This window comes from Nocardioides aromaticivorans, from assembly GCF_013408525.1.
Lineage (GTDB): Bacteria > Actinomycetota > Actinomycetes > Propionibacteriales > Nocardioidaceae > Nocardioides > Nocardioides aromaticivorans.
Genome location: NZ_JACBZM010000001.1, coordinates 2,851,883 through 2,873,775, shown reverse-complemented (window position 1 = coordinate 2,873,775; position 21,893 = coordinate 2,851,883). Strand labels below are relative to the sequence as shown.

20 protein-coding genes and 1 tRNA gene are annotated in these 21,893 nt (G+C 68.8%); 1 reads left to right on the top strand and 20 read right to left on the bottom strand.

What is annotated here, in order from left to right:
• Window positions 1–14: 14 nt before the first annotated feature.
• The 14 genes from rpoB to rplJ all read right to left on the bottom strand — a co-directional run bounded on the left by rpoB (window position 15) and on the right by rplJ (window position 16,755).
• On the bottom strand, window positions 15–3,524 hold the full coding sequence (gene rpoB, locus BJ993_RS13640; RefSeq protein WP_036550330.1) for a DNA-directed RNA polymerase subunit beta: 3,510 nt from the start codon (window positions 3,522–3,524) through the stop codon (window positions 15–17).
• A 326-nt stretch (window positions 3,525–3,850) separates the two neighbouring features.
• Entirely contained in the window at window positions 3,851–4,879 is a 1,029-nt protein-coding gene (locus BJ993_RS13635) for a DnaJ domain-containing protein (protein WP_179649241.1), read from the bottom strand.
• A 6-nt stretch (window positions 4,880–4,885) separates the two neighbouring features.
• A complete protein-coding gene (locus BJ993_RS13630; RefSeq protein WP_179649239.1) occupies window positions 4,886–5,632 on the bottom strand; it encodes a hypothetical protein in 747 nt (248 codons plus the stop codon).
• Entirely contained in the window at window positions 5,629–6,921 is a 1,293-nt protein-coding gene (locus tag BJ993_RS13625; protein WP_179649237.1) for an MlaD family protein, read from the bottom strand. The genes BJ993_RS13630 and BJ993_RS13625 overlap by 4 nt, the downstream gene beginning before the upstream one ends.
• Complete coding sequence (locus BJ993_RS13620; RefSeq protein WP_179649235.1) at window positions 6,918–8,342, bottom strand: MCE family protein; 1,425 nt, start codon at window positions 8,340–8,342, stop codon at window positions 6,918–6,920. The genes BJ993_RS13625 and BJ993_RS13620 overlap by 4 nt, the downstream gene beginning before the upstream one ends.
• A complete protein-coding gene (locus BJ993_RS13615) occupies window positions 8,339–9,475 on the bottom strand; it encodes an MCE family protein (RefSeq protein ID WP_242530491.1) in 1,137 nt (378 codons plus the stop codon). The genes BJ993_RS13620 and BJ993_RS13615 overlap by 4 nt, the downstream gene beginning before the upstream one ends.
• The gene (locus BJ993_RS13610; RefSeq protein WP_179649233.1) at window positions 9,475–10,446 is read right to left on the bottom strand and encodes an MCE family protein; all 972 of its coding nucleotides are present in this window, start codon (window positions 10,444–10,446) and stop codon (window positions 9,475–9,477) included. Before BJ993_RS13610 ends, BJ993_RS13615 begins: the two co-directional genes overlap by 1 nt.
• A complete protein-coding gene (locus BJ993_RS13605; RefSeq protein WP_051932868.1) occupies window positions 10,443–11,498 on the bottom strand; it encodes an MCE family protein in 1,056 nt (351 codons plus the stop codon). The genes BJ993_RS13610 and BJ993_RS13605 overlap by 4 nt, the downstream gene beginning before the upstream one ends.
• Window positions 11,498–12,748: an MCE family protein gene (locus tag BJ993_RS13600; protein ID WP_036550317.1), complete on the bottom strand. Its 1,251-nt coding sequence runs from the start codon at window positions 12,746–12,748 to the stop codon at window positions 11,498–11,500. Before BJ993_RS13600 ends, BJ993_RS13605 begins: the two co-directional genes overlap by 1 nt.
• Window positions 12,749–12,755: 7 nt before the next feature.
• The gene (locus BJ993_RS13595; RefSeq protein WP_036550315.1) at window positions 12,756–13,583 is read right to left on the bottom strand and encodes an MlaE family ABC transporter permease; all 828 of its coding nucleotides are present in this window, start codon (window positions 13,581–13,583) and stop codon (window positions 12,756–12,758) included.
• A 4-nt stretch (window positions 13,584–13,587) separates the two neighbouring features.
• On the bottom strand, window positions 13,588–14,370 hold the full coding sequence (locus tag BJ993_RS13590; RefSeq protein WP_036550314.1) for an MlaE family ABC transporter permease: 783 nt from the start codon (window positions 14,368–14,370) through the stop codon (window positions 13,588–13,590).
• 18 nt (window positions 14,371–14,388) lie between these two features.
• A complete protein-coding gene (locus BJ993_RS13585; RefSeq protein ID WP_036550309.1) occupies window positions 14,389–15,351 on the bottom strand; it encodes an ABC transporter ATP-binding protein in 963 nt (320 codons plus the stop codon).
• 253 nt (window positions 15,352–15,604) lie between these two features.
• Window positions 15,605–15,997, bottom strand: coding sequence for a 50S ribosomal protein L7/L12 (rplL, locus tag BJ993_RS13580; RefSeq protein WP_036550303.1), 393 nt, complete (start codon window positions 15,995–15,997; stop codon window positions 15,605–15,607).
• 80 nt (window positions 15,998–16,077) lie between these two features.
• Window positions 16,078–16,755 carry a 50S ribosomal protein L10 gene (gene rplJ / locus BJ993_RS13575; RefSeq protein WP_036550302.1) on the bottom strand — a complete coding sequence of 226 codons (678 nt, stop codon included), beginning with the start codon at window positions 16,753–16,755 and terminating at the stop codon, window positions 16,078–16,080.
• 265 nt (window positions 16,756–17,020) lie between these two features.
• Between rplJ and BJ993_RS13570 the strand changes: the two genes are divergently transcribed.
• Entirely contained in the window at window positions 17,021–18,301 is a 1,281-nt protein-coding gene (locus tag BJ993_RS13570; protein ID WP_036550301.1) for an aspartate aminotransferase type Ic, read from the top strand.
• A gap of 89 nt (window positions 18,302–18,390) precedes the next feature.
• Here the strand turns inward: BJ993_RS13570 and BJ993_RS13565 are convergent, their stop codons facing one another.
• The 6 genes from BJ993_RS13565 to BJ993_RS13540 form a co-directional block, all read right to left on the bottom strand.
• Window positions 18,391–19,065 carry a DUF4232 domain-containing protein gene (locus BJ993_RS13565; protein ID WP_179649231.1) on the bottom strand — a complete coding sequence of 225 codons (675 nt, stop codon included), beginning with the start codon at window positions 19,063–19,065 and terminating at the stop codon, window positions 18,391–18,393.
• A gap of 86 nt (window positions 19,066–19,151) precedes the next feature.
• Entirely contained in the window at window positions 19,152–19,871 is a 720-nt protein-coding gene (rplA, locus tag BJ993_RS13560; protein WP_036550299.1) for a 50S ribosomal protein L1, read from the bottom strand.
• A 63-nt stretch (window positions 19,872–19,934) separates the two neighbouring features.
• The gene (gene rplK / locus BJ993_RS13555; protein ID WP_036550298.1) at window positions 19,935–20,366 is read right to left on the bottom strand and encodes a 50S ribosomal protein L11; all 432 of its coding nucleotides are present in this window, start codon (window positions 20,364–20,366) and stop codon (window positions 19,935–19,937) included.
• A 135-nt stretch (window positions 20,367–20,501) separates the two neighbouring features.
• The gene (gene nusG / locus BJ993_RS13550; RefSeq protein WP_179649229.1) at window positions 20,502–21,428 is read right to left on the bottom strand and encodes a transcription termination/antitermination protein NusG; all 927 of its coding nucleotides are present in this window, start codon (window positions 21,426–21,428) and stop codon (window positions 20,502–20,504) included.
• A 46-nt stretch (window positions 21,429–21,474) separates the two neighbouring features.
• Window positions 21,475–21,738, bottom strand: coding sequence for a preprotein translocase subunit SecE (gene secE, locus BJ993_RS25410; RefSeq protein ID WP_036550658.1), 264 nt, complete (start codon window positions 21,736–21,738; stop codon window positions 21,475–21,477).
• A gap of 40 nt (window positions 21,739–21,778) precedes the next feature.
• Window positions 21,779–21,851: transfer RNA gene (locus BJ993_RS13540), tRNA-Trp, on the bottom strand.
• Between the last annotated feature and the right edge of the window lie 42 nt (window positions 21,852–21,893).

The following is a 21,893-nucleotide window of genomic DNA, read 5'->3' as shown; positions in this document are numbered from 1 at the left end:
GCGCGCCACGCGGCTCACACCTCTTCGACCGAGCTGGGCTCGCGACGGGACAGGTCGATGCCGAGCTCCTCGGCGGCGCGGAAGACGTCCTCCTCCGCGTCACGCATCTCGATGGGGGTGCCGTCCTGGGACAGGACCTCCACGTTGAGGCAGAGCGACTGCATCTCCTTGACGAGAACCTTGAACGACTCCGGGATGCCCGAGTCGGGGATGTTCTCGCCCTTCACGATGGCCTCGTAGACCTTGACGCGACCCGGCACGTCGTCGGACTTGATGGTCAGCAGCTCCTGGAGGGCGTAGGCGGCGCCGTACGCCTCCATCGCCCAGACCTCCATCTCACCGAACCGCTGGCCACCGAACTGGGCCTTACCGCCCAGCGGCTGCTGCGTGATCATCGAGTAGGGGCCGGTCGAACGCGCGTGGATCTTGTCGTCGACCAGGTGGTGGAGCTTGAGGATGTACATGTAGCCGACCGAGACCGGGTCCTTGAACGGCTCGCCGGAGCGACCGTCGAACAGGTGGGCCTTGCCGGTCTCCTTGACCATCCGGACGCCGTCGCGGTTGGGCAGCGTCTGGCCGAGGAGGCCGGTGATCTCGTCCTCGCGGGCGCCGTCGAAGACGGGGGTCGCCAGCTTGGTGTTCGGGTCGGCCTGGTCGGCACCGATGGCCGTCAGGCGCTGGGCCCAGTCCTCGTTCTTGAGGTCGGCGTCGATGTGCCAGCCCTGCTTGCCGAGCCAGCCCAGGTGCAGCTCGAGGATCTGGCCGATGTTCATGCGTCGCGGAACACCCAGCGGGTTGAGCACGACGTCGACCGGCGTGCCGTCCTCCATGAACGGCATGTCCTCGACGGGCAGGATCTTCGCGATGACGCCCTTGTTGCCGTGACGGCCGGCGAGCTTGTCACCCACGGAGATCTTCCGCTTCTGCGCGACGTAGACGCGCACCAGCTGGTTGACGCCCGGCGGGAGCTCGTCGCCCTCCTCGCGGTCGAAGACCCGGACGCCGATGACCGTGCCGGTCTCGCCGTGGGGGACCTTCATCGAGGTGTCGCGGACCTCGCGCGCCTTCTCACCGAAGATCGCGCGGAGCAGGCGCTCCTCGGGGGTGAGCTCGGTCTCGCCCTTGGGCGTGACCTTGCCGACCAGCAGGTCGCCGTCGCGGACCTCGGCACCGATGCGGATGATGCCGCGCTCGTCGAGGTCGGCCAGCATCTCCTCGGAGACGTTCGGGATGTCCCGCGTGATCTCCTCCGGGCCCAGCTTGGTGTCGCGGGCGTCGACCTCGTGCTCCTCGATGTGGATCGAGGTGAGGACGTCCTCCTGCACCAGGCGCTGGCTGAGGATGATGGCATCCTCGTAGTTGTGGCCCTCCCACGGCATGAACGCCACGAGGAGGTTGGTGCCCAGGGCCATCTCGGCGTTGTCCGTGCAGGGGCCGTCGGCGATCGGCGAGCCGACCTCGAGGCGGTCGCCGGCCTCGACCAGCGGACGCTGGTTGATGCAGGTGCCCTGGTTGGAGCGCTTGAACTTCGCGAGGCGGTACGACGAGTAGCCACCGTCGTCGTCCATGGTCTCGACCAGGTCGGCCGACACGGACTTCACGACGCCGGCCTTGGTCGCGACGACGACGTCACCGGCGTCGACCGCGGCGCGGAACTCGATGCCGGTGCCGACGATCGGGCTGTCGCTCTTGATGAGCGGAACGGCCTGACGCTGCATGTTGGCGCCCATGAGCGCACGGTTGGCGTCGTCGTGCTCGAGGAACGGGATCAGGGCGGTCGCGACCGACACCATCTGGCGCGGCGAGACGTCCATGTAGTCGACCTCGTCGGCCGGGACCTCGGCGACCTCGCCGTTGCGCTGGCGGACCAGCACGCGGTCCTCGACGAACTTGTTGTTCTTGTCGAGCGCCGCGTTCGCCTGGGCGATGACGTAGCGGTCCTCGTCGTCGGCGGTGAGGTAGTCGATCTGGTCGGTGACCGTGCCGCCCGCGACCTTGCGGTAGGGGGTCTCCACGAAGCCGAACGGGTTGATCCGGCCGTAGGAGGCCAGCGAGCCGATCAGACCGATGTTCGGGCCTTCCGGCGTCTCGATCGGGCACATGCGGCCGTAGTGCGACGGGTGGACGTCACGGACCTCCATGCCGGCGCGGTCACGGGACAGACCACCGGGGCCGAGCGCCGAGAGGCGACGCTTGTGCGTCAGGCCGGCGATCGGGTTGGTCTGGTCCATGAACTGCGAGAGCTGCGAGGTGCCGAAGAACTCCTTCAGCGCCGCCACGACCGGGCGGATGTTGATCAGCGACTGCGGCGTGATCGCCTCGACGTCCTGGGTCGTCATCCGCTCGCGGACCACGCGCTCCATGCGGGCAAGGCCCGTGCGGAGCTGGTTCTGGATCAGCTCGCCGACCGTGCGCATGCGGCGGTTGCCGAAGTGGTCGATGTCGTCGGCGGAGACCGGGAGGTCCTTGCCGTCGGCGTCCTTGCGGATCTCGCCACCGATGGCGGTGACGAACTCGTCGCCGTTGTGCAGCTGGACGATGTACTTGATGGTCGCCACCATGTCGGCGATCGTCATCGTCTGCTGGTCGAACGCCTCGTGCTGGCCGAGCTTCTTGTTGACCTTGTAGCGACCGACCTTGGCCAGGTCGTAGCGCTTCGGGTTGAAGTAGTAGTTCTTCAGCAGCGTCAGCGCGGCCTCGCGCGTCGGCGGCTCGCCCGGACGGAGCTTGCGGTAGATGTCGAGCAGCGCGTCGTCGGGACCGGAGGTGTTGTCCTTCTCCTCGGTCAGCTGGATCGACTCGTACTGGCGCAGGTCGGCCATCACGGCGTCGTAGTCGTAGGCCTCGCCGGTGTCCTCGGCGATGGCCTGCAGCGCCTTGAGCAGGACGGTGACGTTCTGCTTGCGCTTGCGGTCGAGACGGACGCCGACCATGTCGCGCTTGTCGATCTCGAACTCGAGCCAGGCCCCGCGGCTCGGGATGAGCTTGGCGGTGTAGATGTCCTTGTCGGACGTCTTGTCGGCGGTGCGCTCGAAGTACACACCGGGCGAGCGGACCAGCTGCGAGACGACGACGCGCTCGGTGCCGTTGATGACGAAGGTGCCCTTGGGGGTCATGAGCGGGAAGTCGCCCATGAAGACCGTCTGGCCCTTGATCTCACCGGTCTCGTTGTTGGTGAACTCGGCCGAGACGTAGAGCGGAGCGGAGTAGGTGAGGTCCTTCTCCTTGCACTCGTCGACGGTGTACTTCGGGTCGTAGAACACGGGGTTCTCGAACGAGAGCGACATCGTCTCGGAGAAGTCCTCGATCGGGGAGATCTCCTCGAAGATCTCCTCGAGACCGGACTTGAAGGTGGCGTCGACGCCGGCGGCGATACGAGCCTCGATACGAGCCTTGTGGGCCTCGTTGCCGATCAGCCAGTCGAAGCTGTCGGTCTGGAGCGAGAGGAGCTGCGGCAGTGCCAGCGGCTCGGAGATCTTCGCGAAAGAAATGCGGGACTTACCGGGGGTGGTGCGCGCGGCCAAGAGTTGTCCTTCGACGGGTTCGACTCTTCGAGAGCGCCCTGTCCACCACGTCATCGGCCACCGGGCAGGCCGAAGCGCATCTGAGGGCAGGCGCAAGGAGCCACGATACCCGATACTCGAGCACTCCACAATGTCGGCTGCGCAACTTTCTCGCAGTCGAGGAGCGGCTCGGCCTCACAGCCGTCGAACCGGTGCGCCGATCATGCTGCGCGAGACCGCCAGAGGTCAAGGCCGCCACGCCTGAGCGCAGCGAAGGCGTGGTCGAAGGCCGCACGTCGAGACGCGTCACGAGACGCGGCCGCCACGCGTGCGGACCACAGCGACCGCTAGCTGCCGGGCTTGTCGCAGTTCGAGTCGACGCACACGTCGTCGATCAGCCAGCCGTCGGCGCTGCCGTCGTCGTGCACCATCCGGAGCGACACCCACATCCGCAGCGGCGTCTGGTCGACCCCGTTGCGGGTGCTGTCCTGCACCAGGAACACCACCACCGTGGCGTCCTTGCGGTCGGGGCTGACCCGGGTGAGCGCCACCGCCTCGGCACGCGCCTGGACCACGAGCTTCTGGTCGGCGGCGTCCTTGGCGATGTCGGGCCATCCCTTGGCCTGCTTCGCGCCGAGCTCCGGCGTGACGTACCGCTGGGCGCGCTCGAGGTCGGCGTCCATCGTCTTGTAGTTGTACGAGAAGACGTCGGCGATCATCCGCTCGGCAGCACCCTCGACCGACAGCGACGCCTTCTCGAAGCTCGCGTTGGCGGCGGCGACGTCCTTGGGCGAGTCGTCGGCGAACACGTTGCCGCCGGGCTGCAAGAGCAGCACGACCGCGAGGGCCAGCGCGGCGAGCGCGCCCACGCCGGCCGCGCCCAGCGCCCAGCCCGGAGGACCGGCACTCACCGGCTTCGCCGGCGCCGGGTCGGGAGCCGGCGCCGGGACCGGCTTCGGTGCCGTGACGGTGCTCGCTGCGCTGGCGGTGTCGGCGGTGCCAGCGGTGTCGACGGCGTCCTTGACGGCGGTGTCTTCCCCGGCCGCAGTGCCGGTCTTGGTGAGGGTCACGGGTGCCGGTGCCGGCTCCTCCCCCGCGGTGCTCGCTCCGGCGTCGTCGGCGGCGGCGGCAGCCAGCTCGGCGTCGTCGGCGGCGGCGGCAGCCAGCTCGGCGTCGTCGGCGGCGGCGGCAGCCAGCTCGGCGTCGTACGCCGCCCGCTTGTCGGTGTCCAGCAGCACGGCCGCGGCGTCGTTGAACGCACGGAAGCGGCGGTCGGTCGGGTCGAGGTCGGCGACCGCGGCCTTCCACGCGGACCGGATCTCGTCGACGCTCGCGGACTCGTCGACATTGAGGATGTCGTAGAGGTTGGCGCTCACGGTGCGTCACTCACTCCCCTCGGTGGCCGCGCCGGACGGCTCGCTCGTCGCACTGCCCGACGGCGCGCCGCTCGGCGTGCCCGACGGGCCCTGGCCGTCGGGCACGGTGTCCTGGGAGGAGGAGTTGGCGAACGACGGCAGCCCGTCGTCGACGTCGTCGAGGTCGTCGACGACCCAGGTGCCGTCGATGCGGACCAGGGTCACCTCGTAGCGGAAGCGCTGCGGCTCGAAGTCGACCCGCTCGTCCGGGTTGTCCCCGCTCGGGTACGACGACACGACCTCGGCGCCGACCAGCACGGTCGCGGAGTCGGCATCGATCGCGGAGATGCCCACGCCGTACACCGTGGCGACGCGGTCGATGCCCGTCTGGGCGACGGCCTTCTCGGCGATGGTGAGGTTCTCGTCGAAGGCCTTGCGGAACTTCGCGGTCATCAGGTCGCCGACGGCGCGGTAGTCCGGCATCTCGCCGGACTCCTCGAGCATGTCGGGGCCGTAGGTGTTGAACCGCTGCACGAAGGTGCGCGACGCGGCCAGCACCTCCTCGCGGTCGCGGGAGCCGTCCTTCGGTGGGTCGAAGACGGACGAGACGCGGTTGCCCAGCCCCGGCCCCGCCCCGTTGCCGAAGACGACGAGGGCGGACACGGCCAGGCCCGCGACGAGGACGCCGACCAGGACGGCGAGGACCGTCCAGCGCAGGGCAGCGCGACCGCCCGTGCTCGTCGTGCCGTCCGTCGCCTTGTCGTCCGCCGTCACCGGCTGCTGAGCATCGGTTGGACGTACAGCCACTTCCACGAGTCCTCTCCGAGCGTCGGAGGGGCCACGTTACCCCGGCCACTCGAAGCACCCTCGGGGACATCCCAGGTCAGGTCGCCGGTGGCCCTGTCGTAGCGGACGGCGATGTCGTACGCCGCACCACCGGGCGCCGGGCGACGGAGGTTCTGCAGGCCGCGCGGGTTGCTCTTGGTCGCGGGCTCGGTGCAGCCGACGTCGCTGGGCAGCGGCAGGTCACCGCGGTCCGACTCCGGGTTGCGCCGCTTCTTGAGGTAGCCGTCGTAGCAGGGGGTGGAGGTCGGGGCGATGATCAGGCCGAAGTGGGCGTCCCAGAAGCCACTGCCGCCCTGGGCGACGGAGCGCCTGCCGACGACGACCTGGCCGGCGCCGACGGCGTACGGGTAGACCACCAGGAGCTGCTTGATCCCCGCCAGGTGCTTGATCGTCACGCGGCCGGTCGTGACCAGGTTGGAGAGCAGCTCGCTGAGCTCGACGCCGTTCTGCTCGAGGAAGGTGCGCAGCTGGGTGGCCGCGACGGAGCCGGAGTCGATGACCTTGCGCAGGTCCTTGTCGGCGCCCGCGAGCGAGGAGGTGAAGGCCGACAGCTGCGACGCGAAGGCCCGCAGCGAGGTCTCCGAGGCGAGCTGGCCCCGCAGCACCGTGTTGCTGTCGCGGATGAGCGCGGTGGTCACGTCGAAGTTGTCGTCGGCGGTCTCGATGAACGAGTTGCCGGTGTCGATGATCTTCTGCAGGTCCGGGCCGGTGCCGGCGAAGGCCTTGCCGAGCTCCTCGACCGTCGTCGCGAGCGAGTCGCGGTCGACGCTGGCCACGGTCGCGGACAGGTCGCCGAGGAGCTTCTCGGTGGCGATCGGCGTGGCCACGTCGTCGATCTCCGAGCCCTCGACGAGGTAGGGACCGTCGTCGGTCTGCGGCTGGAGCTCGACGTACTGCTCACCGACCGCGGAGCGGTTGCCGACGAGGGCGATCGTGTCGCGCGGGATCTTGTCCCACTTGTTGTCGATGTCGAGCTTCACGTCGACGCCGTCGGACGTCAGCACCAGGTCGCCGACCTTGCCGATGCCGACGCCGCGGTAGGTGACCTCGGCGCCGGTGAAGATGCCGCCGGAGTCGGGGTAGTGCGCCGTCACGGTGTAGTCGCTGTCGACGATCGCCTTGTCGAGCTGCGCGTAGCGGGCGCCGACATAGGTCACGCCGAGGAGCGTGATGACCGCGAACACCAGGAGCTGGATGCGGGTACGACGGGTGATCATCGGTCGGCGCTCCGTCCCTGGGCCGGCGCCACGAGGGCGGCAGAGTACACGTCGACCAGGTCGGCGTCGTACCTGTCGTCGAAGGTGCGCCACATGTCGTTGACGTCGTCGGTCGCGCCCGGTCGTGGTCGGCCCAGGCCGCCACCGTCGAGCACGCTGCCGAGCAGGTTGCCGATCGGGTCACCGCTGGCCCGGGCTCCACCGAGATTCAGCCCGCCACCACACAGCAGCTTGACCGCGTCGCAGACGTCGTCGAGGAGGTACTGCGGGAGCTTCGCGCAGGCGGCGACGTCGGGCGGCGTGCGCAGGCAGCCCTGCAGCGTCTTGGTGACGCCGTTGCACAGCGTCTTGACGTCGATGAGCACGTCGAGCGGCAGGTCCGGGATCTCGTTGATCGGGATGCAGGCCAGGTCGGGCAGCCGGAGGTTGCCGAGGTCGAGCTGGAGGTCGACCGACAGGTTGACGTAGTCGCCCATGTGCAGGTTGCGCGCGGTCTGCGGGTTGCGGCCGACCGACTCGTCGATGAACGGGTAGGTCAGGAAGGTGCTGAAGCCCTTGGCGAAGTTGTCGCCGGACGCCGCGATCTGGGTCAGGATCGGGTCGAGCGACTTCAGCGTGTTGACGGTCGACGCCTGGGTCGCCTTGATCACCCGGACACCGACGTCGCTCAGCTTGGTCAGGCCGTCGAGCATGGCCACCAGGTCATCGCGCTGCCGGTCGAGCGAGTCGAGCGCGCTCGGCAGCTCCTCCAGCGCCGCGTCGATGCTGTCCTGGTGCTGCCGGGCGCTGATCGCGAGCCGGTTGATGGACTCGATCGCGTCGACGATGTCGCCCTTGCGCGCGTCGAGCCGGCTCATCAGCGACTCGACCTGCGTGAGCACCGACTTCGCGGAGTCCTCGCGGCCGTCGAGGGCGAGGTTGAGCTCGGAGGCGATGGTCTTGATCTGCGCCACGCCACCGCCGTTGAGGACCAGGCTCAGCGCGCCGAGGACCTCCTCGACCTCCGGGTTGCGGCCACCGTTCTCGATCACGTCGCCGTTGCCGAGCCGGCCCTCCCCGCCGTTGGACGGCGCGGCGAGGGAGACGAACTTCTCGCCGAGCAGGCTGGTCTGGCGGATCGAGGCCACCGGCTGGTCGGGCAGCTTCACGTCGTTGCGGAGCTGGAGCTTGACGACGGCCTGGTAGCCGTCGAGCTCGACGTCGGTCACCTGGCCGACGGTCACGTCGTTGACCTTGACCGACGACTTCGGGACCAGGTCGAGCACGTCGTCGAACTTGACGGTGACCTCGATCGGGTCGTCGCCGACGTCGGCGCCGCCGGGCAGCGGCAACTGGTAGACGTCGAAGTCGCAGCCGGACAGCGCGACCATGCCGACGAGGACGGCAGCGACGGTGCGGGCTCGGTTTCGCAGGCTCTTCATCGCTCGGCCCCCACCAGTCCGAACAGGGTCGGGTCGTAGGGCTGCGAGAAGGCCGAGCCGGTGCCGAACGGTGCGCCGCGCGGCAGCAGGGCCCCGATCAGGTCGCACAGGTCGCCCTTCGGGTCGTTGGCCGACACCAGCGTGCACAGCACGGCCTCCGGGTCGGACGTGAGCTCGTGCACCAGGTTGCCGATATTGGCGTTGGTGTCGAGCGTGCCGTCCTTCGGGTTGTAGGTGTGGTAGAGGTTCGTGAGCGCGAGCGGACCGGCGTCGAGGATCTCGTCGAGGTTCTCGCGCTGGCGGACCAGCACCTTGGCGACCCGGTTGACGTCGCGGATGTTGCGGCCCAGGACGGCCCGATTGGACTTCACGAAGCGGGCGACCTCGTCGAGGGCGGTGCCGAGGTTGGACAGCGCCGTGGTCAGCTCCTGCCGCTCGTCGGCGAGCAGGCCGGACACGTCGCCGAGCGACTTGTTGAAGCTGCGCACGGTCTGGTCGTTGTCGGCCAGCGTCTTGATGAAGCCCTCGAGCTGGGCGGCCGAGTCGAAGAGCTCGTCCTTGTTGTTGTCGAGGGTCTCGCTGAGCTTGCCGAAGTCCTCGATCGTCTGGTGGAACTCCTCGCCCTGGCCGCCGAAGTTCTTCGCGGTCTGCTCGAGCAGGTCGGTCAGTGCACCCTCACGGTTGGCCCCCTCGGGGCCGAGCGCGACGGTGAGCTTGTCGATGCTGGAGTAGATCTGGTCCAGCTCGAGCGGGATGGCGGTCTTGTCGACCTTGATCACCGTGTTGTCGGCCATGACCTTGTCGCCGTCGTCGAACGCCGGCGTCAGCTGGATGTAGCGGTCCCCGACCACCGAGGGCGACACGATGACCGCCTGGGCGTCCTGCGGCACGTCGACGTCGCTGTCGTAGGTCATGACGACCTTGACCTGGGTGCCCTGCGGGACGACCTCCTCGACCTGCCCGATGGCCACGCCGAGGACCCGGACGTCGCTGCCCTCGTACACCGAGACGGTGCGGGGGAAGTAGGCGGTCACCCTCTTGGCGTCGTTGCTCCCGGCGAACATCCACACCACTCCGGCGAGGAGCAGCAGGACGATGACCGCGACCGGCAGGAAGCGTCGCACGTCGCTCATCAGTTGGCACCTCCCGCACCCGGGATCGGAGGCAGGTTGAACAGGTAGGTGTCGAACCACGGCCCGTTGCCCAGGGTGCTCGCGAACACCCGGTAGAAGGGCGCCATCGCCTTGATCGCGTCCTCCAGGTTGTTCTCGTTCTTCTTGATGACCTGCAGCACGGAGTCGAGCTGGTCGAGCGCCGGCTTCAGGTCGGCCCGGCTCTCGCGGATCAGCCCGGTCAGCGTCTTGCTCAGCGTCGTCGTCGACACCAGCAGCCGGTGGATCTGGGCCTTGCGCTGCAGGAGCGCCTTGAAGAGCGTGTCGGCGTCGGCCATCAGCGCCACGATGTCCTCGTCGCGGGAGTCCAGCACCGTCGAGACCCGGTCGAGGTTCTTGAGCAGCGAGTTGATCTCGTCGTCGCGGGACGCCACGACCTTCGACAGCGCGGAGACGCCGGCCAGCGCCGAGCGGAACTCCTCCGGCGTGTTGCGGGTCAGGTCGGCGAGCGTGGTCAGCGCGCTGGCCAGCTGGTCGGTGTCGATGTCGGCGGACGTCTCGGCCAGGCCGCTGAAGGCCTCGACGACGTCGTACGGCGAGCTGGTGCGCTCGGTCGGGATGGTGGTCCCCTCCGCGAGCTGGCCGGAGCCGCCCGGCGTGAGCGAGAGGAACATCGAGCCGAGGATCGTCTTCACCTTGATGTCCGCACGGGTCGCGTCGCCGAACTCGGCGTCGGTCTTGATCTTGAACCCGACCTTGACCGAGTCGCCCTCGAGCTCCATCGAGGTGACCTGGCCGACCCGGACACCCGCGATGCGGACCTCGTCCTTGACCTTCAGGCCGCCGGCCTCGTCGAAGGAGGCGTAGTAGGTGTCACCGCCACCGATGAGGGGCAGGTCCTGGGCTCGCAGCGCGGCGACCAGCATCAGGACGAGGACGGCGATGCTCGCGGCACCGACCGCGACGGGGTTGCGCTCGCGGAAGGGGATCACTCGCCGACCTCCTTCTTGAGCGAGCACCGGGGCGCGTCGACCGGGATCGTGGTGCCGAGCGGGTTCTTCAGGCCGGGCACCTTGATCGTGGTCTTGAAGTGGCAGAGGTAGAAGTTGAACCAGGAGCCGTAGATCGCCGTGCGGCCGATCTTCGTGAGCTTCACCGGGAGCACCTGCAGCGCCCGGTCGATCTCCTTGCGGTTGCGGTTGAGGGTCGTGGCGACCTTCCGCAGCTCCTTGATGTCCTTGACGAACGGGTCCTTGATGTCGGTGACCAGGGCCGCGGTCTGCACGGACAGCTCGGAGATCGAGTCCAGCGAGGACAGGATCGCCTCGCGGTCGTCGTTGAGCCCACCGACGAGCGAGCGGAAGCTGTCGATCAGGTTGGTCAGCTGCTTGTCGCGGTCGGCCACGTGGTCGAGGACGTAGTCGAGGTTCTCGAGCAGCTCGCCGATCACCTTGTCGCGGTCGGCCAGCGTCTGGGTGATGGAGGCCGTGCTCGAGAGGAGGCCCTCGAGCGTGCCGCCCTCGCCCTGGAAGACCTGGACGATCTCGAAGGACAGCTTGTTGATGTCATCGGGCGAGAGTGCCTCGAACAGTGGCTTGAAGCCGTTGAAGAGGACGGTGAGGTCGAGGGCCGGCGTGGTCCGGTCGACCGGGATGCCCTCGCCCTCCTCGAGCCGGTCTCCGCCGGAGCCGTCCTGGGCCAGCGAGATGTAGCGCTGGCCGAGCAGGTTGCGGTAGCGGATCGTCGCGTGCGTCGCGTCGTCGAGCTTCGTGTCGGCGTCGACCTTGAAGGTGATCTTCGCCCGGTTGCCCTTGATGATGTCGATGTCCTCGACGCTGCCGACCTTGACGCCCGCGATCCGGATGTCGTCGCCCTTGTTGACGCCGGTGGCGTCGACGAAGTCGGCGGTGTACTCCTTCGTCGCGCCGAAGGACAGGTTGCCGATCGTGACGATCAGGACGCCCGTCGCCAGGGCCGTCGTGACCATGAAGATGACCAGGCGGATCAGGTCGCCGCTGGTCCGCTTGTCGAGTCCGCGCACCATCAGCGACCACTCCCCGCGGCCACGGCCGGACCGGCCAGCAGCACGTTGATGTCGGCGCCGGCGCCGTACTCGGCCTCGAGGGCACCGCGCAGCGCCGTCACGTCGTCCGGCGTGCCCTGGTAGGCGGCGCTCGGCCGGAGGTTGCCCTTGCCGGTGTCACCGTTCATGCCGTCGTTGAGGTGCGGCAGCGGCGGGTAAGGGTTTTCCTGGCTGTAGGGGATGTCCGGCAGGCCCAGGCAGTCGGGACCGCGGTCGTCGCCGAAGAAGGGCGCGTCCTTGGCGGTGTACTTGCGCGGCTGGTCCTGCAGCGTCTCGAGCACGATGTGCAGCTCGTAGCCGCGGAAGGCCTCCGCGAGCCGGCCCTGGGCCTTGACGATGGCCGCCGACATGCAGGGGAAGGTCGGTGCGTAGCGCGCGACGGCCCGCAGGATCGGCGTGCTCAGCTCGCCGGCCTCGCGCAGGTTGGCCTCGTTGGCGGCGAGGAAGGAGCGCGCCGTGTCGGAGAAGCTCCGGATGTCGCGCAGCGTCGCGGTCAGCGCCGCCTCCTTCTCCTCGATGGTGCCGGTGGTCTTGACGGTGTCGTCGAGGATCTGCGCCACCTCGGGGAGGATGTCGGCGTAGGTGTCGGACACCTGGGCGGTGAGCTTCAGGTCCTCGAGCAGCGCCGGGATCTGCGGGTTGATCCGCTTGAGGTACGAGTCGACGGTCTCGAGGTTCTCGCCGAGCTGCTCGCCGCGGCCCTCGAGCGCCGTCGCCAGCGCGCTGAGCGTGGCGTTGAGGTCGGCCGGGCGGACGGTGCGCAGCAGCGGGTAGATGTCCGAGAGGACCTCTTCGAGCTCGGTGGCCACCTTGGTCCGGTCGATGACGGCGCCGGCCCGGATGGTGCCCGACGGACCGCTGTCGGGGACCACCAGCGAGACGTACTTCTCGCCGAACAGCGTCTTCGGGACGATCGACCCGGTGACATTGGCCGGGATCTCGTCCAGCTTGTCGGGGTAGATGCCGAGGGTCAGCTCGGCACCCTGGTCCGCGCCGGCCTTGGCCTCGAGGACCTCGCCGACGATGACACCGCGGATCTTGACGTCCGCGCGGGTGGGCAGCTGGAGACCGACGTTGGAGGTGGTCAGGGTGACCTCCTCGTAGTCGGCGAACTTCTTCGTGAAGGTGGCGTAGGTCAGCCAGACGCCGAGCAGCAGCAGGCAGACGAAGACGACACCCAGCACCTTGTGGGCAGCGAGGACCTTGTTCATCGCGTCGTCACCCCGCCAGCCTGACGGTGGTGGACGCGCCCCAGATCGCCATCGACAGGAAGAGGTCGATCACGTTGATGGCCACGATGCTGGTCCGCACCGCACGGCCCACCGCGACGCCCACGCCCGCGGGACCGCCCGAGGCCGTGTAGCCGTGGTAGCAGTGGATCAGGATGACGACCACCGCGAACACGAGCACCTTGCCGAAGGACCACAGCACGTCGCCGGGTGGCAGGAACTGGTTGAAGTAGTGGTCGTAGGTCCCCGCGGACTGACCGTAGAACTTGGTGACGACCAGCCGGCTCGCGACGTACGACGACAGCAGGCCGACGACGTAGAGCGGGACGATCGCGATCAGGCCACCGACGACCCGGGTCGTGACGAGGAACTGCATCGACGGGATCGCCATCACCTCGACGGCGTCGATCTCCTCCGAGATCCGCATGGCGCCGAGCTGGGCGGTGAAGCCGCAGCCGACAGTCGCGGCCAGCGCGATGCCGGCGACCAGCGGGGCGATCTCGCGGGTGTTGAAGTAGGCCGAGACGAAGCCCGCGAAGGCCGCCGTGCCGAGCTGGTTGAGCGCGGCGTACCCGGACAGGCCGACCTGCGCGCCGGTGAAGAAGGTCATGCCGGCGATGACGCCGACCGTGCCGCCGATGACGGCGAGCGCGCCGGAGCCGAGGGTGACCTCCGCGAGGATCCGCAGGATCTCCCGCGGGTAGTGCATGACGGAGCGCGGGAGCGCCATCAGCACCTTGAGGTAGAAGGACAGCTCGTGGCCGAGGGTGTCCAGGCCCTTCACGGGCCGCTCGTAGATCGCCTTGATGTTCGCCATCGCGCTAACCCGTCTTCGGGGGCACGACCTGCAGGTAGATCGTGCTCAGGGTGAAGTTGACGACGAACAGGAGGAGGAAGGTGATGACGACGGACTCGTTGACCGCGTCGCCGACGCCCTTCGGGCCACCGGCGGCGTTCATGCCCTTGTAGGCGGCGACGATCGCGGCGATGAGGCCGAAGACGAGCGCCTTGATCATGCCGATCCACACGTCGGGCAGCTGGGCGAGCGCGGTGAAGCTGGCGAGGTAGGCACCGGGCGTGCCGTCCTGGAGGATCACGTTGAAGACGTAGCCACCGCCGACACCGACGACGCTGACCATGCCGTTGAGGAAGACGGCGACGAGCATGCAGGCGAGCACGCGCGGCACGACCAGGCGCTGGATCGGGTCGATGCCCAGCACCATCATCGCGTCGAGCTCCTCACGGATCTTGCGGGCACCGAGGTCGGCCGCGATGGCCGAGCCGCCGGCACCGGCGATCAGTAGCGCCGTCGCGATCGGTCCGGCCTGCTGGATGACCGCGAGCACGGACGCGGAGCCGGTGAACGACTGCGCGCCGAACTGCTTGATGAGGCCACCGACCTGCAGCGCGATGACCGCGCCGAAGGGGATGGCGACGAGCGCGGTCGGCACGATCGTGACCGAGGCGATGAACCACGCCTGTTGGAGGAACTCACGCGTCTGGAACGGACGTCGGAAGAGTCCCCGCCCCACGTCGAGCGCGAAGGCGAAGAGCTTCCCAGCCGTTCCGACAGGCTGGAGAACCCGAGCGGCTGTCAGAGACATGGGGCGAAGGTGCTCCGGTCAGTGCTGCGAGGATCCACTGGCGTGCTCGGCTTCCTTGGTGAAGGAACCCGGGGGCGGCGTGATGCCGTTCTCCCGGCACCAGGCGCCGGGCGCGCGCTGGGCGCGACGCGGGATGCCGTTGGAGGGCTCGAGCTGCAGCGGGATGGGCGGGAGCGGCGGGAGGTCCATGTCCTTCTCAGCGGCCAGCTGGTCGGCGTCCTTCTCCTCGGACATGCCGATCGGGCCGACGGTCTGCGCGTTGAGGAACTGGCGCACGACCGGCTCGTCGGACGACAGCAGCATCTCGCGCGGGCCGTACATGGCCAGGTGCTTGTGGTAGAGCAGGCCGATCTGGTCGGGCACGATCCGGACCGAGTGGATGTCGTGCGTCACGATCAGGAAGGTCGCGTCGATCTGGGCGTTCAGGTCGACGAAGAGCTGGTTGATGAACGACGTGCGCACGGGGTCGAGGCCCGAGTCCGGCTCGTCGATCAGCAGGATCTCGGGGTCGAGCACCAGCGCGCGGGCCAGGCCGGCACGCTTGCGCATACCACCGGAGATCTCACCGGGGAGCTTCATCTCCGCGCCGAGCAGACCGACGAGGTCCATCTTCTCCATGACGATGTCACGGATCTCGGACTCGCCCTTCTTGGTGTGCTCGCGCAGCGGGAAGGCGACGTTGTCGTAGAGGTTCATCGAGCCGAACATCGCGCCGTCCTGGAACAGCACGCCGAACAGCTTGCGGACCTCGTAGAGCTCCTTCTCGGAGCAGGAGGCGATGTCGGTGCCCTCGATGACGATCGAGCCCTCGTCGGGCTTGACCAGGCCGATCAGCGCCTTGAGGAAGACGGACTTGCCCGTACCGGACGGGCCGAGCATCACGGAGATCTCGCCTGCGGGCAGGGTGAGGGTCACGCCCTTCCAGATCAGCTGCTTGCCGAACTGCTTCGTCAGGTTCGTCACCGCTACATCGACGCCCATGTTGACCTCTTCCTACGTCCGCTGACCCGGCTCGTGCTGCGAGGGAACAACGCAGCCACGTGGCGCACGTTACGCGTAAACCGTGGCGGCCGTCACGCCGACCCGTCCATCGGGATCGCGAAAGTACTTGCGAGTAGCACTACCGGGTAACCAGCGTGACCTGCTACGCGGCAGCGGGAGCCGTTGCAAAAAGGCCGAGGCCGGCAGAGCGCTGCTCTGCCGGCCTCGTGGTGCTGAACGAGTCAGCGAGGGGTCACTTGAGGGTGACGGTGGCGCCGGCGCCCTCGAGGGCCTCCTTGGCCTTGTCAGCCGTCTCCTTGTTGACCTTCTCGAGGATCGCCTTCGGGGCGCCCTCGACGAGGTCCTTCGCCTCCTTGAGGCCGAGGGAGGTCAGCGCGCGGACCTCCTTGATGACGTTGATCTTCTTGTCACCAGCGGCCTCGAGGACGACGTCGAACTCGTCCTGGGCAGCGGCCTCCTCGGCACCGCCCGCGGCGCCGCCGGCGGCGGGGGCAGCGGCAACGGCAACGGGAGCAGCGGCGGTGACGCCGAAGGTCTCCTCGAACTGCTTCACGAACTCGGAGAGCTCGATGAGGGTCATCTCCTTGAACGCGTCGAGGAGCTCGTCGGTGGTGAGCTTCGCCATGGTGGCGGTTCCTTTCTCAGGTGGTCGGCGCGCGTACGTCGCGCGCCGGCCGGGTTTCAGGTGGTGGTGACGCCGGGGCCTCAGGCCTCGGCGGTGTCGCCCTCGTCAGAGGCAGCGTCGGCGGCGGGCTCCTCGGGAGCCGCCTCCTCAGCGGGAGCCTCGTCGGCGGGGGCCTCGGCCTCAGCGGCCGGGGCCTCCTCGGCGGCGACCGGCGTACCGGCACCACCTGCGAGGATCGAGGGGTCCTCCTGGGCCTTCGCCTCCAGGGCGCCGGCGAGCCGGGCAGCCTGGGCGAGCGGGGCGTTGAGGAGGTAGACGGCCTGGCTGAGCGAAGCGAGCATCGCGCCCGCCAGCTTGCCCAGGAGCACCTCGCGCGACTCGAGATCGGCCAGCTTGGCGATCGCGGACGCGTCGAGGAGGTTGCCGTCCAGAACGCCACCCTTGATCACGAGGGTGGGGTTCGCCTTGGCAAAGTCACGCAGACCCTTGGCCGCCTCGACGACGTCGCCCTTGATGAAGGCGATCGCGGTCGGACCGGTCAGCAGGTCGTCGAAGCCATCGATGCCCGCCTCCTTGGCGGCGAGCTTGGCCAGCGTGTTCTTGACCACGGCGTAGTTGGCGTTCGCACCGAGGGAGCGGCGAAGGTCCTGCAGCTCCTTGACGGTGAGACCGCGGTACTCGGTCAGCACAGCGCCTGCGGACTCGCTGAACGACTCAGCGATCTCCGCGACGGCGGCCTGCTTGTCTGCCCGCGCCATGGGTCTCCTTCCGGTGGGAGACCGCCGCGATGGACCGGGAAATGAAGGACGCCCCGAGCGCAGGCGCTCAGGGCGTGGACATCGGGCACGTGGCGCCCGGTGCTGCTCTGATCCCCTGCGCAGGCCGTCCGCATCTCGCGGAACCTTCGGTCAGGACTGGCAGCCCTGACAACCGGCGGTCTTAAGGTTTCGTGGAGAAGGCTACGGCGCTGCTCGCGGCGATACCAAATCGCGGACCGCTCGGCCGGTGCGACAAGATGGTCCCGTGACCTCCTCGACGCCGCTCGCCGACCTGTCCGCCGACGACCTCGCCGCGCGCCTGACGACGGTCCGCGCCGACTACGACGCGCTCAAGGAGCGCGGGCTGAAGCTCGACCTCACGCGCGGCAAGCCGGGCGCCGACCAGCTCGACCTGTCGAACGCGCTGCTGGGCCTGCCGACGTCGTACAAGGACCGGGCGGGCACGGACGTGCGCAACTACGGCGGCCTCGACGGCCTGCCGGAGCTCCGCGAGATCTTCGCCGACCTGCTCGGCGTGGACGTCTCGACCGTCGTCTGCGGCGGCAACTCGAGCCTGACGATGATGTACCAGGTGCTGACCGCCCTCATCCTCAAGGGTGGCCCCGACTCCCCGCGGCCGTGGTCGCAGGAGCCGGTCGTGAAGTTCGTCTGCCCCGTGCCCGGCTACGACCGTCACTTCACGATGCTCGCCGAGCTCGGCATCGAGATGGTGACCGTGCCGATGACCCCCGACGGCCCCGACCCGGTCGCCGTGCGGGCGCTGGTCGCCGACGACCCGAGCGTCAAGGGCATGTGGATCGTGCCGACCTACGCCAACCCGACCGGAGCCGTGTGCTCCGCCGAGGTCGCCGCCGAGCTGATGGCGATGCCGACGGCCGCGCCGGACTTCCGGATCTTCTGGGACAACGCCTACGCCGTGCACCACCTGACCGACGACGAGATCAAGAGCGCCGACGCGCTCGGCCTCGCCGCCGCGTCGGGCCACCCGAACCGGCCGATCATGTTCGCCTCGACCTCGAAGATCACCTTCGCGGGCGCCGGCGTCGCGGCGCTCGCCGCCTCGCCCGAGAACCGTGCCTGGTACCTCCAGCGGCTCGGCTTCGCGGCGATCGGCCCCGACAAGGTCAACCACCTGCGTCACGTCGAGTTCTTCGGCGACGCCGACGGCGTGCGGGCCCACATGCGCAAGCACCGCGACCTGATCGCCCCCAAGTTCGCCGCGGTCGAGGACGCCCTCACCGGCCGGCTCGCGGGCCTGGGCATCGCCGAGTGGACCGTCCCCACCGGCGGCTACTTCGTCAACCTCGACGTCCTCGACGGTACGGCGGCCCGCGTGGTCACCCTCGCCAAGGAGGCCGGCATCGCGCTGACCCCCGCCGGCTCGGCCTTCCCCCACAGCAACGACCCCAACGACCGCAACATCCGGCTCGCGCCGACCTTCCCGGTGCTGGCCGAGGTGGAGGCCGCGATGGCCGGGGTGGCCGTGTGTGTCGAGCTGGCGGCGCTGGAGAAGCTGACGGCCTGAGCGGGCTGCATGAATCCCCGGTCGACCGGGGATTCATGCACTTGTCAGGTGTTGCAACGCCCGACAAGTGCAGGCATTGCCCGACAACATCAGCCGGCGACGAACGGCGCCAGCCGGATCGTCGTGAACTGGCCGATGTCGATGCGCTCCCCGTCGGCCACCGCGGGCACCGGGACGGGGACCTGGCCCGACGCCAGCTGGACGACCAGCATCGACGCCTGCTCGGACTCGGCCCCGGCGAGGTCGCCGGTCCACTCGATCAGGGCGGCGGCCCGCTCCCCCGGCGCCAGCCGGACGGGCACCGCCGCGATCGGCTCGCCGTTCAGGTCCCGGTCGGTGTGCTCGACCTCGGGCACGAACCGCGACCCCCACGCGCCACGCACGCCGATGCCGGGCACGCCCTCCACGACGCAGGACCGGTCCGAGTCGTTGCGCACCTCGATCCGCGAGTAGCGGTGGCCCAGGGAGAGGTCGAAGCCCGCCAGTCTCACGAAGACCTGGTCGCGGGTGCAATGGCCGTCGGCCGCGACCGATGCCCGTGTGCGCAGGAGCGCGGTGAGCGCGGCTCCGTCGAGGTCGTCGTCCTTGGCCGGCGGCGGGCCGTCCAGCTGCTGGTCGTAGCCGGGAGGGACCTCCTCGAGGCCCGGTGGCGCCGTGGTGCCGACGGACTCGACCGGGGCGTCCGCGCCGGGCTCCGAACCGTCATCGGTCGAGCAGGCCGGGAGCACCAGAACGACGAGCAGCGTCCCGAGAAGTCGCCTCACGCGCCCACCCTACGAAGGTGCCGGAAATGTACGACGCCCGCCGTCCCTTGCGGGAGCGGCGGGCGTCGTACTGGCTGGAGCCTGGGTCAGGCGGTGGCCTCGTCCTCGACCGCGACGTTCTTGATGCGGTTGGGGTCGACCTGGACGCCGGGGCCCATGGTCGTGGAGACGGTGACCTTCTTCAGGTAGCGGCCCTTGGAGCTGGCCGGCTTGAGCCGCAGCACCTCCTCGAGGGCGGCGGCGTAGTTCTCCGCGAGCTGGGTCTCGGAGAAGGACGCCTTGCCGATGATGAAGTGCAGGTTGGCGTGGCGGTCGACGCGGAACTCGATCTTGCCGCCCTTGATGTCGGAGACGGCCTTGGCCGGGTCCGGGGTGACGGTGCCGACCTTGGGGTTCGGCATGAGGCCACGGGGGCCGAGCACGCGACCGAGGCGGCCGACCTTGCCCATCAGGTCCGGGGTGGCGACGACGGCGTCGAAGTCGGTCCAGCCGCCGGCGACCTTGTCGATCAGCTCGTCGCTGCCGACGAAGTCCGCGCCGGCCTCGCGGGCGGCCTCGGCCTTGTCACCGTTCGCGAACACGAGGACGCGAGCGGTCTTGCCGGTGCCGTGGGGCAGGTTGACGGTGCCGCGCACCATCTGGTCGGCCTTGCGGGGGTCGACGCCGAGGCGGAAGACGACGTCGACGGTCTCGTCGAACTTCTTCTTGCTGGCGGTCTTCGCGATCTTGATCGCGGCGAGCGGCGCGTAGAGCTCGTTCTTGTCGAACGTCTCCGCAGCCGCGCGGTAGGTCTTGCTGCGCTGCATGGTGATTCCTTAAGTAGAGGAGGAGGTGTGGTCAGCGGGCCAGCGCGGCCCTTCCACGGTTCTTCAGCCGTCGATGGTGACGCCCATGGAGCGGGCAGTGCCCTCCACGATCTTCATGGCGGCGTCGATGTCGTTGGCGTTGAGGTCGGGGAGCTTCGTCGTCGCGATCTCGCGCACCTGGTCCTTGGTCAGCTTGCCGACCTTCTCCTTGTGCGGGACGCCCGAGCCCTTCTTGAGGCCGGCGGCCTTCTTGATCAGCTCAGCGGCCGGCGGCGTCTTCGTGATGAAGTCGAACGACCGGTCCTCGTAGATCGTGATCTCGACCGGGATGACGTTGCCGCGCATGGACTCGGTCTGGGCGTTGTACGCCTTGCAGAAGTCCATGATGTTGACGCCGTGGGGACCGAGCGCGGTACCGACCGGCGGAGCCGGGGTGGCCGAGCCGGCCTGCAGCTGCACCTTGACGAGTGCGGCGATCTTCTTCTTGGGAGGCATTCCTCTATCTCTTTCTCTCGTGGTCATGACGAGGAGCTGTTGGACAGCCCTCTGCCACCTGCGTGACCCGGCCGGAGCCGGGCAACCCAGACATTCTTCCGCGCGCGGGCGCGGGAGTGAAATTCCGGCGGTCGGTCAGACGCGCTGGATCTGCGCGAACGACAGCTCGACCGGGGTCTCGCGGCCGAAGATCTCGACCAGGGCCTTGACCCGCTGGGCCTCGGCGTTGATCTCGGTGATCGTGGCGTGCAGCGTCGCGAAGGCGCCGTCGACGATGAGGACCGAGTCGTTGACGCCGAAGTCGACGACCTCGACCGGCTTCTTCGCGGGAGCGGCGCTCGTCGTACCACCACCGGAGGCGGCAGCGGCCTCGGCCTCGGCGGCCGCGGCGGTGACGACGGCGGGGGCGAGCATCTTCTCGACCTCGTCCATGCTCAGCGGCACCGGCTGGTGGCTGTGGCCGACGAAGCCGGTGACCGACGGGGTGTGGCGCACGGCGGCCCACGACTCGTCGGTGAGGTCCATGCGGACCAGCACGTAGCCGGGGAGAACGGTGCGCTTGACCATCTTGCGCTGGCCGTTCTTGATCTCCGCGACCTCCTCGGTGGGGACCACGATCTCGTGGATGTAGTCCTCCATGTTGAGGGAGTGGATCCGGTTCTCGAGGTTCTGCTTCACCCGGTTCTCCATGCCGGAGTAGGTGTGCACGACGAACCAGTCGCCCGGCTTGGCCCACAGCTCGCGGCGGAACGCCTCGAGCGGGTCCTCGTCAGCAGCCTCGGCGGGCTCGTCCTCAGCGGCCTCGTCCTCGGCGTCCTCGGCGTCCTCGACGTCGTCGGCGGCGTCCTCGGCGGGCTCGTCGGCCTCGTCCTCGACGGCGGCGATCTCGTCAGCACCCTCGACGTCGACGGTCTCGTCGACCTCGACGGCCTGCTCGGTGTCGTCCGCCTCGAGGGTCGCCTCGAGGGCGTCCTCGTCAGCGGCCTCCACGGCCTCGACCTGGTCGGCCGCCTCGTCGATCTCGGGGGCCGAGTCGTACTGCTCCGACACGTGCTGCTCCATCAGTTGTTCGAAAATGTCGCCGACAACCCCACCCGGGAGGGAGGGATCAGATGTCGTCCGCGCCGGTGAAGACCTCGAACGCGAGCTTGCCGAGACCCAGGTCCAGCAGCGACACGAGCGCGATCATCACGAGAACGAACGCGAGGACGACGAAGAAGTAGGTCACCAGCTGGTCGCGGGTGGGGTAGACCACCTTGCGCAGCTCGGCGACGACCTGGCGGTAGAAGGTCACCGGACCGGTGCGCTTCTCGGGGTGCTTGCCGCCCGAGGAGTCCTTGTGACCCCCGCGGACTGCCGGAGCGTCCGACACGCTGCTCACCCTTTCGCCACTTCGACTACGTCATCTCTTGCAGGGCACGAGGGACTTGAACCCCCAACCCTCGGCTTTGGAGGCCGATGCTCTGCCAATTGAGCTAGTGCCCTTCGGGCTTCTCCCGAGTCGTTCCCGACCAACGTCCGGGCGCG